Source organism: Clostridium sp. TW13, assembly GCF_024345225.1.
GTDB lineage: Bacteria > Bacillota > Clostridia > Clostridiales > Clostridiaceae > Inconstantimicrobium > Inconstantimicrobium mannanitabidum.
The window spans coordinates 624,450-637,388 of the sequence record NZ_BROD01000001.1 but is presented as its reverse complement, the minus strand read 5'-3'; the positions used below and the strand labels follow the sequence as shown (position 1 = coordinate 637,388).

Here is a 12,939-nt window from a genome sequence, read left to right as displayed (position 1 = left end):
CCAATTTATATACTTCTTAAAATCGCATTATAAAATTATTCTATTAACTTTACAATTTCAGTAATAATACTTACTAATAAATTTCCAAAGTATTAACAATATAATACAAACATCCTTCAATATGCATACTTATTATCTCACGCAAAGTATTTATCCAATATTTACATCCTATAAAAATAATGATATACTCTTGTAATTAAATATGGCTATAAGTGTAGGAGGATTTATTATATAATGAAAAAATTTATCGTCGATTACAGAATTGCATTCTCAGTTCTATGTTTTCTAAATTCAATTTTCTTTTTTATTAATTCCAATGGCATTTTGGGCAAGATAGGTGCCTGTTTCATTTTCATAGCTGGACTATGTGCAATATTTGATAAGCAAGTAAAAAAACAACTATAAAATTTCACACGTAAGGATAACTTTTAAACAGACAGATAGAATATCCCAATATAATTGTTTGTATCAATATTGGGTTACTTCTATTTATTTTTATCTTCTTATAAAAACTCTCTAACATATATCATATGCACTGAATAGTTTAACTTTGAAGTTCTATTCTAAATATCCTTCTATAATTGAATCACTAAACTCTTCATTAAGTATATCTAGAAAAACCTCGTCATATTCATGTTGCCCATAAATAATCGCTTTTCTTCTTCTGCCTATTTCTTTAAAACCACACTTCTTACATAGCTTTAGTGAAGCTTTATTAAAGGAAAATACTTCAACCATAACATTTCTTAGATTAAGTACGTTGAAAGCAAAATCAAGCAATAGCTTCCCAGCTTCAGTTCCAATGCCACTGTTTCTATTATCCTTTTCACCTATGAACATTCCCATTACCGCATTTCTGTTTATAAAACTTATTCGCATAAGTCTTGCAATTCCAATTACCTTCTCATTAGAGTTATCTACTATATAGAAAGCATATTCACTACGACTGTTCATACCTTCTAGGTATTCTTTCTGTGTTTCATAAGTAATCATGTCTGAAATATCACCAGTTTTAATAGACATTTCAATATCATTGCTCCATTTAGCCACAACCTCTGTCATACTCGTATCTACAGGTGATAGAAAACATTTATGTCCTATAAACTTTTTTAATTGATTCATCTTTATCCCCCAAAACTATCATAATTTGCACGCTTTGATTTTTATATTTTACATAGCACTAAATTTGTGCCTAAATATTACCATTGCTTATCTAAAATTATATCTGCCTTTTACCAAAAAATAAACCCTTCAGTTTTACACTGAAGGGTTAAAAACTTTCAAGTAGTATTATTTATTTGATTTTTATATTAATGAAAATCAGCTTAATATCAATACTAAGCTAGTCCAATTTAGCAAAAATCTACATATCTATACACAATCTTAAAGCAATATTATTCCAAACCTAATCCAATCAATAGCTATAATTAAAGCTCCAACAATCAATCCTGCCTTTACGTATTTCACATTGATTTTTTCTAACTTTTCACTAATTAATGGATAAATATATAGAATATATACATAGCCTATAATTCCCCAAAAAATCATATATTGAAGGCTTGTTCTTCCATATAAATTCATGAAATCTCTTGAATAATCCCAAGATCTTGTATGCCATATCATCTCTTGAAGTACAGAACAAATAAATTCAAAGGCACCTCCACAAATTGCTGCCATTAGAAAGATCTGATACGTTTTTTTGGGTCTAAATTTATGAAATAACATGGTAAACATAACCATCGCTACACCATATATAGGATTAACGGGGCCAAGTAGTCCAGCATTTCTAAATGTTAAATGCTTATTCACAACAGTACACCAAAGGGTTTCAACTACAAATCCAATTATTGAACCAATTATAAATATCCCTAATACTTTATAAATATCTAAAATCTGTTCAAACACTTTATCTAAAATATTATTATTTTTTAATTCGTCTCTACTAATTAATTTATTCTTTCTTCCTCCAATAGAATATGTACCTCCTTCTACTATATTTCATATTTGTTCCTTCTCTATTTCAAACAAATGGTATAGCAAACCCCTAGACTAAATAGAACCTTAAAATCCAAAAGTCTACATTCAATTTATATTCATTTTATATTCAGTTTATGTTGGATAAATATCTATCAACGTTAACAATCTAATAATACTTTGTGAAAAAGGGTGTAGCTTAAATTTGCTACACCCTCTTTGCAAATATTCCCCACCTTATCATGAAATGATTGAAATTAGTCGAAAAAAATGTTATGCTACAAACGATAAACTAAAAAAAGAATATCGTTACTTCAGAACTTCTCCAATTGTAGAATTGCAACTTGGAAGGTTTTGCATATATTGAAGAGCTTATTTTTATAGGCTCTTTTCAAATGATAAAGAGAGGTAATATTATGATAAAAGTTGATAACTTGTCTTACTCCTTTCCGCAAAAAGATCTTTATAATAAGATTTCTTTTACCTTAGAAGATGATCAACATTGCGCCTTTATAGGTACGAGTGGTAGCGGAAAAAGTACACTGATAGATATAATTATGGACCCAGAAAAATATGTGTTCGATGGTACCCTAGAGATTGATCCAAATTGTAGGATTGGATATGTAAGTCAATTCTCACAACTAGATAAAATAAAAGAAACTACAGTTTTCGAATATATATGTGAAGATTTTATTAAACTACAAAATGAGATAGCCTCTATTTGTGCTGAAATGGAAACATCTTCAGATATTGATACTTTACTAATAAAATACCAAGAAGCTTTAGAGGCACTTGATGCAATTGGTGGAGATGATTTCGAAAGCAACCTTAATAAAAAATTAAATCTTGCAAACTTAAACAAGCTTAAAGATCTAACGATATCTGAACTTAGTGGTGGTCAATTCAAACTTATCCAAGTTATTAAGGAAATGCTTAATAGCCCACACTTAATGATTATGGATGAACCTGATGTGTTTTTAGACTTTGAAAACCTTAATTCTCTTAGAAATCTAATTAATTCTCACAAAGGAATAATGTTAGTAATCACCCACAACAGATATCTATTGAATCATTGCTTTAATAAAATTATACACTTAGAAAATCTTGAACTCCAAGAATTTGATGGAAGCTATATTGATTATAACTTCTCATTACTTCAAACTAAAATTGAGTTACAAGAACTAGCTATTGCTGATAATGAAGAAATTGAGAGAAACGAGCATATAATCAATAGACTAAGAGAGAGAGCAGAAATTACAGGTGAGACTGCTGCTGGAAGATATCTAAAAGGTAAAATGAAATTTCTAGAAAGATTAGAAGCTCGTAGAATAAAAACACCTTTTATTGAAATTAAACAACCTTATATCCGTTTAACTACTAATAATCCGATTGAAGAAACAATTGCTTTAAAAGTTAATGATTACAGTGTTAGCTTTGATGATACACTTTTAGAAAACATTAACTTTGAGATTAAATCTAATGATAAAGTGGCTATTATCGGGTTAAACGGTACTGGAAAAACAACTTTACTTAGAGATATCTTTAAAAATAATAATCCTGCTATTGAAATAGATCCTCACATTGAAATAGCTTATTTATCACAGCTTCAAGGTGAAATACTAAATGAATCTAATACAATACTTGAAGAATTCCTAGATGCAGGTTTTAAAACTTATGAAGATGTTGAATCATATATTTCAAACTATGGTTTTGACGAAGAAATCATAAACCAAAAAATAGGATCTTTATCTGGTGGAGAAAAGAATATACTTCAGTTAGCCAAAGTTTCTGCTAGTAAATCAAACATGTTGCTTCTAGATGAACCCATAAGTCATTTAGACACCTATTCACAGATAGCACTTGAAAAAGCCATATCAAATTATAACGGTGCGATTTTAATGATATCTCATGATTACTATTCTATTATAAACTGCGTAGATTATGTTTTAATTATTGAAGATAAGACAATTAGAAGAATGAGTATGCGAAAATTTAGAAAGATGATTTATGCAAAGTATTTTGATAAAGACTATTTAGAAATTGAACAAAAGAAAAGAGCTGTTGAAATAAAAATAGAAACGGCTCTAAAAAATACTGATTTTGAACTTGCAAAAGTTTTATCTGAAGAGTTAGAATCACTGATTAAGTTACTTTAAAATAAAAGTGTAAATAAAGCCCTCTAGTGTCTATGAGGACACTGGAGGGAAATAAATCATTTTATTCTTTTATTCACCATGAAAACATACTCCAATTAATTCATCAGTATCTGTATAAAAAGTTACATCTACTGTTTGACCATTTTTAGTCTTTGCACTAACTTGAACAGTTGGTCTTAATCCTAAATAACATAACTTCTTTAATAATAATCCACAATTTACCACACTAATATTTTATTAGTTATACTAATTTAATTCAATACGACACAAAGGTAAACTAAATTCTAACTTAATGTTTTCATTATAAAAAAAACAGAACACTGCCTTCACAACAGAGTTCCATTTTTATTTACATTATACTATCTAAAATAAGCTTAATTGCTGCACTATCTGCTTTTCTTCAAAAGTATGCATATAATTAAATATTACATCATTATTGCAAACTATCCCATGTTCTTTACATACTGAACGGAAGATATGCATAAATTTCTTACTTTCATCACTTCTTATTTCATAACTGTAACCATACTTTTTATGATATTTTTCTTTAAGCCCTGGAAAATGTTCATCTAACTTCTTATAAAAATATTCTCTATTACCATCTCTTAAAGTTAACCCCATACCAAAACAAATAATACCGTATACCTTAGCTTCTATACAATAATTTAAAATTCCTCTTAAATTTTCTTCTGTATCATTGATAAAAGGTAACATTGGATCAATCCATACAACAGTTGGAATCCCATTATCCCTCATAATCGTAAGCACTTCGAAACGTTCCTTTGTAGTGCAAACAGCAGGTTCAATAATTTTACATAACTCCTCATCATAAGTAGTAAGAGTCATTTGAACAACACACTTAGATTTCTCATTTATACTTTTCAGCAAATCTAAATCACGCAATATACGATTTGATTTTGTTTGAATACTAAGTCCAAACCCATACCTATCAATTATTTCAAGACATTTTCTTGTATGATTAAGCTTCATTTCAACATGCATATATGGATCACACATCGCCCCTGTACCAACCATACACTTCTTACGCTTTTTTCGAAGTGACTCTTCAAGTAATTGTGGTGCATTAATCTTTACTTCAATATCCTCAAAATCATGATCCATATTGTAACACCAACTCCTGCTGTCACAATAAATACAACCATGGGTGCAACCACGATATAAATTCATACCGTTACCTGGTGATAAAATCCCCTTTACTTCTTTATAATGCATACTACTTCTTCCTTTTCTATTACAACTATATAATAAGATTTATAAACACTATTATATATCATTATAGTTGACAACTATATGTCATATTTAATTAAGTTATTTATTTTACTCTCTAAAGTATTTTAGCTATAAATGATATTACTCTCGCTGCTGGAATCAGTAATAACTGTGCTAAAATTGTTCCTATTATCAAACCTTCAACAACAAAAATTATACATCTTTTAAACTGAAGTTCAGTACACTCTCCATTTATCACATCATCCGTTAACATTGATACATATGGATCCACGAAAATAACCATAAGTAATGTTGCAACACCTGTTATAACTGGTGATAAATTACTGCAAGTAGTTCTTAGTTCTGGATTTAAGCATCCAGCGTATAATGATGATAATGAACCAACAGTCACTGCTGAAAAAGCTAACGTATTTAATAAAATAACTTTTTTAGGAATCATCTTCAAACACTTTAACTGTGCTAAATTTTCTTTTTTAGGTTTTGTAACACTACTTTTAAACTGTTCTATTCCTGATTTTGAAAAAGCATGTAATAATAATTTGGGGATAGAGCGATTAACACAAAATGATTGTACTGCTTTTTCTAAGACTTTTATAAATGTTGGCATCAACAATGCTCCAATAATTGTTGCTACTGTTGTGAAACCTAGTATCCACCTAAATATATATAGCATACTTTCAACATTTCCAACCTTTATGCTATTCTCAATTTTTTTAGACAATACTGGTCCTTGAATACTATTTGCTGTTCTTGATATTAGCGCAAAAATACTGAATACTGCAGACGATACTGCTATTCTTCCTGTTCTTATGCCAACAATCCTTACAGAATACGCAAGTGTTGAAATTATTGATATTATAACTGTCAGGATTATAACTATTACTATTTGTACAGACATTCTTTTGCTCCCTTCAATAAACTATTGATTCTAATAAGAAATCAATTACAATCTATTTCCTGTTTAATTCCATATATCTCTATACATAAGTTTCCTTTTTATCCTTTATATCACACAATATAATTTTAAAACAGCATACTTTCTTATTTTTAACATTTTTTTCATACTCTCCTTTACTTTAAGAACAAAATGCGGGATTTTGTTAACAATATCTTCATAACATAATTTCTTTTTTATTCTTTCTCCATATGAAACCTAATCAAATAGCTTTTTTATAAGTTATACATAAATTCCACTTCATTACAATTTCTTAAGGAATAAAAAAAACAGCTCATATACAATTACTTTATAACTGTATATGAGCTTCACACTATAATTTTTAATATTTACTTACCCAATATCCTCAGATAATTTTAACAATTTAGAAGATAAATCATTAAGTGCTTGGCTTCCTGCTGCTATTTGGTCAGCTTGTCTAGATTGAGTTGTACTTGTATCAGTGAATTCACTTATAACGCTTACAATTTGATCTATATTTTCTTTAATCTTAGCTAGTGTTTCATTAATTTTTCCTGTTGATTCTTTGCTATTTGTAGCAAGCTTTCTTATTTCTCCTGCTACAACTGAAAAGCCTTTACCATGTTCACCAGCTCTTGCTGATTCAATTGATGCATTTAATCCTAATAAATTTGTTGTATCTGCAATACTTTTTATGTATTTAATAATGTCATCCATGCTTGCTATGCCTGCTTGAGTTTCGCTAATTAATTGATTAAAGTTTTCACTATTGCTAGATAACTTGTGTGTAGAACTACTTAAGTCCTCAGATGAAGATTCTAGTTCTTTTGAGAATAGTTGCAATGCACTTGCCATTTCAACTACTGCATTTTCTTTTTCCATAGAAATAGCGTAAGTTATAGTTCCAACTACATTTTTAGTATTAGGATTAATTAATGGAACTGCAGAAGCAACTATAGGAAATCCAAAAGCATCTTTAGGATAACGAATTGAAATCTTTTCTCTTGATTTTATTGCCTTTTCTGAGGTTCCTCCTACTATTAATTTAAGTCCTTCCTTTATACCCAAATCAAAAGTTTTAGCCTCTTTTATTGTTACTACCTTCTCATTATCAGTAATAGCCATGGTAACATCCGAATTGAATAGTGTTGGTAAAATAGGAAATATAGCCTTTACTGCTGAAAAAAATTCCTCATCACTTAAATTCATTTATAATACCTCTCTTTTAAGTTAAATTTTATTGATTTTCTCTTTATTATTATGAATTATATCAATAAATAGCAGTCATATCAATTGATATTATTGATATAAACTATATTACATTTAAGCATAATTTCTAACTTTTTAACTTTAAAGAAATATACTAACTAAAGTTCATATTTTTTGTCACATTATTAACTTTTTTGTAATCAATTTTCATTCTAATTATGATATGTTTAAAAGAAGTTCGCATATTGCAGAAATGTTATAAAATTAGAAAAAAAAATAATAAATTCTGTTTTAATTATTATTCCCTTATTTATTAATTTAGGTATATAATATCCAATAGGGACAAGCCACTTAATATGGGCTATTGTTTCCTTTAAAAAATATTTAATTAAAAGCGAAGGACGATTATAACTATGAAATCACTTACGAAACAAAATAATATTAGTAAAGCGACCTTGGGTGGAATTTTAATAGCATTAGGAGTTGTTTATGGAGATATTGGTACCTCTCCTCTTTATGTTATGAAATCTATTCTTAAAGGCAATGGTGGCATTAATAATGTTTCTGAGAATTTTATTCTTGGATCCTTATCTCTAGTTTTCTGGACAATCACCATTTTAACAACTATAAAATATGTAATGATTACTTTAAAAGCAGACAATAAGGGTGAAGGTGGTATTTTCTCTCTTTTCACTTTGGTTCGTAGCCAAGCAAAATGGCTTATTATTCCAGCAATGATTGGTGGATCTGCCTTACTTGCTGATGGTATGTTAACACCTGCTGTGACTGTAACTTCAGCAATTGAAGGACTTAACCTTATCCCAAGTTTCAATGAGGTTGTAGGTGGCAATCAAGATATTATTATCATCATTGTAATAGCAATATTGAGCCTTTTATTTGCTATTCAGCATTTTGGAACTGATTTAATTGGAAAATTATTCGGACCAATAATGTTTGTTTGGTTCTCTACACTAGCAATATTCGGAATAGTTAGTATTACTCATGATTTTACACTTTTACGTGCATTATCTCCACATTATGCAATTAGTATTCTTTTTAGTCATGAAAATAAAGCTGGTTTCTTCCTTCTTGGTAGTATTTTCTTATCATCAACAGGTGCTGAAGCTCTTTATTCAGATCTTGGACATGTTGGTCAGAAAAATATTTATGGTTCTTGGCCCTTTGTTAAGATATGTTTATTATTAAACTATTTTGGACAAGGTGCTTGGATATTAGCAGTAAAAAATAATCCTCAATTTGCAAATATGACAGACTTGAATCCATTCTTCCAAATGGTTCCACATGCATTCTTGGTTTATTCTGTTATAATTTCAACACTTGCTGCTATTATTGCTTCACAAGCATTGATTTCAGGTTCTTTTACACTTGTTTCAGAAGCAATTAAATTAAACTTATTTCCTAGATTACACATTATGTATCCATCTAGATCTAAGGGACAATTATATATACCAACAATTAATAGAATCTTATGGTTTGCTTGTATAGGAATAGTTCTTTACTTTAAGAGTTCAGACAATATGGAAGCAGCATATGGTTTAGCAATTACAGCCACAATGTTAATGACTACTATTCTTCTATTTAACTACTTATTAAAGAAGAATGTTAAATTTATCATTGCATTAAGTATGCTTATTTTCTTTGGTACTTTTGAAACTTGTTTCTTTGTTGCAAATGCAGTTAAATTTATGCATGGTGGATATATAGCAGTATTAATAGCTTTAGCAATATTATCAATTATGTATATTTGGATCAGAGGCTATAACATTAAAATGAGAGTTGTAGAGAATGTTCCACTTGAAGATTACAAGAAACAATTAGACCAATTACGCCAAGATAACGATAGACCTAAATATACATCTAATCTTGTGTGCTTAACTACTTGTAAAGAACCTCGCCAAATTGAAAGAAAGATAATGTACTCTCTTTTAGATAAGAGACCTAAAAGAGCTGATGTATATTGGTTTGTTCATATAAAAGTTACTGATGAACCTTATCAAGCAGAATATTCTGTAGATACTATGGATACTTCTTATATTGTAAAAGTTCAAATAAAACTTGGATTCAGAGTAGATCAACAATTGAATGTATTCCTACGTCAAATATCAACCGATTTGGTTAATAGTGGTGAAATACAAAAGCAATCAAGAAATTATACTACAATGCAAGATAGAAAAGTTGGAGACTTCCGTTTCTTATTAATCCAAGAACAACTTTCATATGAAACAGACTTGAATTTCTCAGAAACATTTATACTTAAAGCTAAATTATTTATAAAGAGATACACTGTTTCTCCAGCAAAATGGTTTGGACTTGAAACTAGTGATGTTGATATAGAAAATGTACCTTTATTCTCAGCACACTGTAATCACACAACATTACAACGTGTGTACAAAGAAGAACAAATAACATCAAAAAAGAAAGAAAAGAAGAAAGTTAACCAATAAAATATAAGCCTGTTAATAACAAATTGTTTTTAGCAGGCTTATATTTTTTATCAAAAATATCTATTAAATCATTATCTCATCTTAATAATTCAACTTCTTTAATTGCTGTAACTAATATTATATTGAAAAAAGCTAATACTATAAAAAATAAAGAACTATATTAGCTGTAAAGGAAGATGAATTATGAGTGAACCTATGAAGAAACATGATGTTACTAAAGTAACCTTAGGGTCAATTTTAGTAACTCTAGGAGTTGTTTATGGAGATATTGGAACTTCACCTCTTTATGTAATGAAATCAGTAATTCAAGGTAATGGAGGTTTAGCTAATGTGTCTGAGAACTTTATACTCGGCGCTTTATCTCTAGTATTTTGGACCATAACTATTTTAACTACAATAAAATATGTTTTTATTACTCTAAATGCAGATAATAAAGGTGAGGGTGGTATTTTTTCACTCTATACTTTAGTGAGAAAACGTGCCAAGTGGCTTATTATCCCTGCAATGATTGGTGGATCTGCGCTTCTAGCTGATGGAATGTTAACACCTGCTGTAACTGTTACTTCAGCAATTGAAGGATTAGAGTTAATACCACAATTCCGTGATATTGTGGGAAATAACCAAAATATTATAATTATAATTGTTATAACAATTTTAAGTTTGGTATTTTTTATTCAGCATTTTGGAACTGATTTAATAGGAAAATTATTTGGTCCAATTATGCTTATTTGGTTTTCTTCCCTTGCAATATTCGGCATTATCGGCATTTTTAATGACTTTACATTGTTTCGTGCATTATCTCCCCATTACGGAATAAGCATTCTTTTTAGTAGTGATAATAGAGCAGGCTTTTTCATTCTTGGTAGTATATTCTTATCAGCAACAGGAGCCGAAGCTCTTTATTCAGATCTAGGTCACGTTGGGAAAAAAAATATATATATTACTTGGCCTTATGTTAAAGTATGCCTATTATTAAACTATTTTGGTCAAGGTGCTTGGGTACTAGCTACAAAAAGAAATGGTGGATTAGCCAATCCAGAAGCAGTAAATCCATTTTTTCAAATGGTTCCCAGGAGCTTTTTACTGTTTTCTATAATAATCGGAACATTTGCAGCAATTATTGCTTCACAGGCATTAATTTCAGGTTCCTTCACACTTGTATCTGAAGCAATTAAGTTAAACTTATTTCCTAGATTACATATTTTGTATCCTTCCAACTCCAAAGGACAGCTTTATATCCCAACAATTAATAAAGTTCTTTGGGTTGTTTGTATTGGAACTGTTCTTTACTTGAGAACTTCTGAACATATGGAAGCTGCTTACGGTTTATCAATTACAGTTACAATGTTGATGACCACTATACTCTTATTTAATTACTTATTAAAAAAGAAAACTCCCCTTATCGTTGCTGTAAGTATGCTTGTTTTCTTTAGTACCTTTGAATCTTCATTCTTTGTTGCAAACATGATTAAATTTGCTCATGGAGGATTTATAGCTGTATTAATAGCCTTAATACTTTTATTTGTTATGTATATTTGGATCAAAGGTTACTATATTAAGATGAGATTGTTAGAAAATGTTTCAATCGAAGACTACAAAGAACAACTAAATCAGTTGCATAATGATAAAGACCGTCCTAAATATACAACAAATCTTGTCTGCTTAACAAACAGTAGAAAACCTAACGAAATTGAGAGAAAAATATTATATTCAATATTAGACAAAAGGCCAAAGAAAGCTGATGTTTATTGGTTCGTTAATTTTGAAGTCACTGATGATCCATATGAAGCTAAATATTCAGCAAATACTTTTGGAACCTCCTATATTGTTAAAGTTCAGATAAAGCTTGGATTCAGAGTAAACCAACAACTAAATGTTTTTATGCGTCAAATTTCTAACGAACTAGTTGAAAGTGGCGAAATACAAATTCAATCAAGAAGTTATACAATACTACCTGATAGGAAGATTGGAGATTTTCGTTTCATGCTGATTCAAGAACAACTTTCATATCAAACACAATTAAATTCTTGGGAAACCTTTATTCTTAAGACTAAATTATTTATAAAAAGATTTACTGTCTCTCCTGAAAAGTGGTTTGGATTAGAAACTAGTGACGTTGATGTTGAAAGTGTCCCATTATTTATAGCCATGGAAAACCCTGTTATATTAGAAAGGACTTCAAAATAATATTTTATTTTAAATAATATATAAAACTCCCCTACAGTATGTTTAAATCACCTGGTGGGGAGTTTTATAAAATATGTGAATACTTTATATTATTTTATTAAGTTTTTATAATAGACAATGGAACCCTTATATTTTTTCCACCGCATTCTTTTTCATCATCAGCCTTACTATTAGTACTAAAGGTATAGAAATTACCCATATTCCTAGAAAAATAAATTTAAAAATCGTAATACAACTTGCCATTGTCACAAGTATAGGCAACTTAATTTTGTATTTATATAATAAAGTTAAGATAAAAATATTCTCCATAATATCAAATAGACCTCTTAAGTAAGCAGTAGATAACAAGATCCGCCATCTAGTGCCTAATATGGTTTTACCCATAGCAAACTTTAAAATATAGTTTTGCACGAAGATATAGCTAATGGTAAAAATACAATCAACATACAAACTTTTAATATAAATTAGTCTTCCTTTTCTTTTTAATGTTTTAAACAATTGATAAACATCTATAGAATTGTATCCAAATTGCATATCCAACATCTTTTTTCCTTTGCTATACACTAGAAAGGTTGGTTCAATTTTTTTCATAATTAATAAAGTTGAGATAAAAGTTAATACAATTAGTATCCTAAATGCACATATTTTATTAAATCTCCTGTTACATTTCATTTCACAGGTCAGCTCCCTCTCACTTGCTTGACATTCTTGCTAAATAATGTATACTATAAGTAAATTTGTATACCACAAGTATACTTTTATGTGTTTTATTTGTCAATAG

At 29.1% G+C, this 12,939-nt stretch carries 11 protein-coding genes; 4 read left to right on the top strand and 7 right to left on the bottom strand.

What is annotated here, in order from left to right:
• Positions 1 to 234: 234 nt before the first annotated feature.
• Positions 235 to 405, top strand: a complete 171-nt coding sequence (locus OCU47_RS03030; protein WP_261827117.1) for a hypothetical protein — start codon at positions 235 to 237, stop codon at positions 403 to 405.
• Positions 406 to 558: 153 nt separating this feature from the next.
• Here OCU47_RS03030 and OCU47_RS03025 read toward each other — a convergent pair whose 3' ends face one another.
• Both OCU47_RS03025 and OCU47_RS03020 read right to left on the bottom strand, forming a co-directional pair.
• Positions 559 to 1,122 (bottom strand): GNAT family N-acetyltransferase, encoded by a 564-nt coding sequence (locus OCU47_RS03025; protein ID WP_261827116.1) that lies wholly within the window; start codon positions 1,120 to 1,122, stop codon positions 559 to 561.
• A 261-nt stretch (positions 1,123 to 1,383) separates the two neighbouring features.
• Entirely contained in the window at positions 1,384 to 1,905 is a 522-nt protein-coding gene (locus tag OCU47_RS03020; protein ID WP_261827115.1) for a putative ABC transporter permease, read from the bottom strand.
• Positions 1,906 to 2,390: 485 nt separating this feature from the next.
• On the opposite strand from OCU47_RS03020, the gene OCU47_RS03015 reads away from it, so the two are divergent.
• Complete coding sequence (locus OCU47_RS03015) at positions 2,391 to 4,130, top strand: ABC-F family ATP-binding cassette domain-containing protein (protein ID WP_261827114.1); 1,740 nt, start codon at positions 2,391 to 2,393, stop codon at positions 4,128 to 4,130.
• A gap of 69 nt (positions 4,131 to 4,199) precedes the next feature.
• Here the strand turns inward: OCU47_RS03015 and OCU47_RS03010 are convergent, their stop codons facing one another.
• The 4 genes from OCU47_RS03010 to OCU47_RS21770 all read right to left on the bottom strand — a co-directional run bounded on the left by OCU47_RS03010 (position 4,200) and on the right by OCU47_RS21770 (position 7,506).
• On the bottom strand, positions 4,200 to 4,355 hold the full coding sequence (locus tag OCU47_RS03010; protein ID WP_261827113.1) for a hypothetical protein: 156 nt from the start codon (positions 4,353 to 4,355) through the stop codon (positions 4,200 to 4,202).
• Between the two features lie 138 nt (positions 4,356 to 4,493).
• Positions 4,494 to 5,363 (bottom strand): SPL family radical SAM protein, encoded by an 870-nt coding sequence (locus OCU47_RS03005; protein ID WP_261827112.1) that lies wholly within the window; start codon positions 5,361 to 5,363, stop codon positions 4,494 to 4,496.
• A 112-nt stretch (positions 5,364 to 5,475) separates the two neighbouring features.
• On the bottom strand, positions 5,476 to 6,279 hold the full coding sequence (locus OCU47_RS03000; protein WP_261827111.1) for a lipid II flippase Amj family protein: 804 nt from the start codon (positions 6,277 to 6,279) through the stop codon (positions 5,476 to 5,478).
• A gap of 390 nt (positions 6,280 to 6,669) precedes the next feature.
• On the bottom strand, positions 6,670 to 7,506 hold the full coding sequence (locus OCU47_RS21770) for a methyl-accepting chemotaxis protein (protein ID WP_309297425.1): 837 nt from the start codon (positions 7,504 to 7,506) through the stop codon (positions 6,670 to 6,672).
• 413 nt (positions 7,507 to 7,919) lie between these two features.
• On the opposite strand from OCU47_RS21770, the gene OCU47_RS02990 reads away from it, so the two are divergent.
• Both OCU47_RS02990 and OCU47_RS02985 read left to right on the top strand, forming a co-directional pair.
• A complete protein-coding gene (locus OCU47_RS02990; protein ID WP_261827110.1) occupies positions 7,920 to 9,971 on the top strand; it encodes a KUP/HAK/KT family potassium transporter in 2,052 nt (683 codons plus the stop codon).
• Between the two features lie 183 nt (positions 9,972 to 10,154).
• Positions 10,155 to 12,158 (top strand): KUP/HAK/KT family potassium transporter, encoded by a 2,004-nt coding sequence (locus OCU47_RS02985; RefSeq protein ID WP_261827109.1) that lies wholly within the window; start codon positions 10,155 to 10,157, stop codon positions 12,156 to 12,158.
• A gap of 126 nt (positions 12,159 to 12,284) precedes the next feature.
• Here the strand turns inward: OCU47_RS02985 and OCU47_RS02980 are convergent, their stop codons facing one another.
• The gene (locus tag OCU47_RS02980) at positions 12,285 to 12,830 is read right to left on the bottom strand and encodes a hypothetical protein (protein WP_261827108.1); all 546 of its coding nucleotides are present in this window, start codon (positions 12,828 to 12,830) and stop codon (positions 12,285 to 12,287) included.
• Between the last annotated feature and the right edge of the window lie 109 nt (positions 12,831 to 12,939).

Bases quoted from the DNA above. Each gene is read 5' to 3' on its own strand.
- OCU47_RS21770 (WP_309297425.1), bottom strand. From the start codon at position 7,506: ATGAATTTAAGTGATGAGGAATTTTTTTCAGCAGTAAAGGCTATATTT.
- OCU47_RS02980 (WP_261827108.1), bottom strand. From the start codon at position 12,830: ATGAAATGTAACAGGAGATTTAATAAAATATGTGCATTTAGGATACTA.
- OCU47_RS03005 (WP_261827112.1), bottom strand. From the start codon at position 5,363: ATGCATTATAAAGAAGTAAAGGGGATTTTATCACCAGGTAACGGTATG.
- OCU47_RS03015 (WP_261827114.1), top strand. From the start codon at position 2,391: ATGATAAAAGTTGATAACTTGTCTTACTCCTTTCCGCAAAAAGATCTT.
- OCU47_RS02990 (WP_261827110.1), top strand. From the start codon at position 7,920: ATGAAATCACTTACGAAACAAAATAATATTAGTAAAGCGACCTTGGGT.
- OCU47_RS03030 (WP_261827117.1), top strand. From the start codon at position 235: ATGAAAAAATTTATCGTCGATTACAGAATTGCATTCTCAGTTCTATGT.
- OCU47_RS03000 (WP_261827111.1), bottom strand. From the start codon at position 6,279: ATGTCTGTACAAATAGTAATAGTTATAATCCTGACAGTTATAATATCA.
- OCU47_RS03025 (WP_261827116.1), bottom strand. From the start codon at position 1,122: ATGAATCAATTAAAAAAGTTTATAGGACATAAATGTTTTCTATCACCT.
- OCU47_RS02985 (WP_261827109.1), top strand. From the start codon at position 10,155: ATGAGTGAACCTATGAAGAAACATGATGTTACTAAAGTAACCTTAGGG.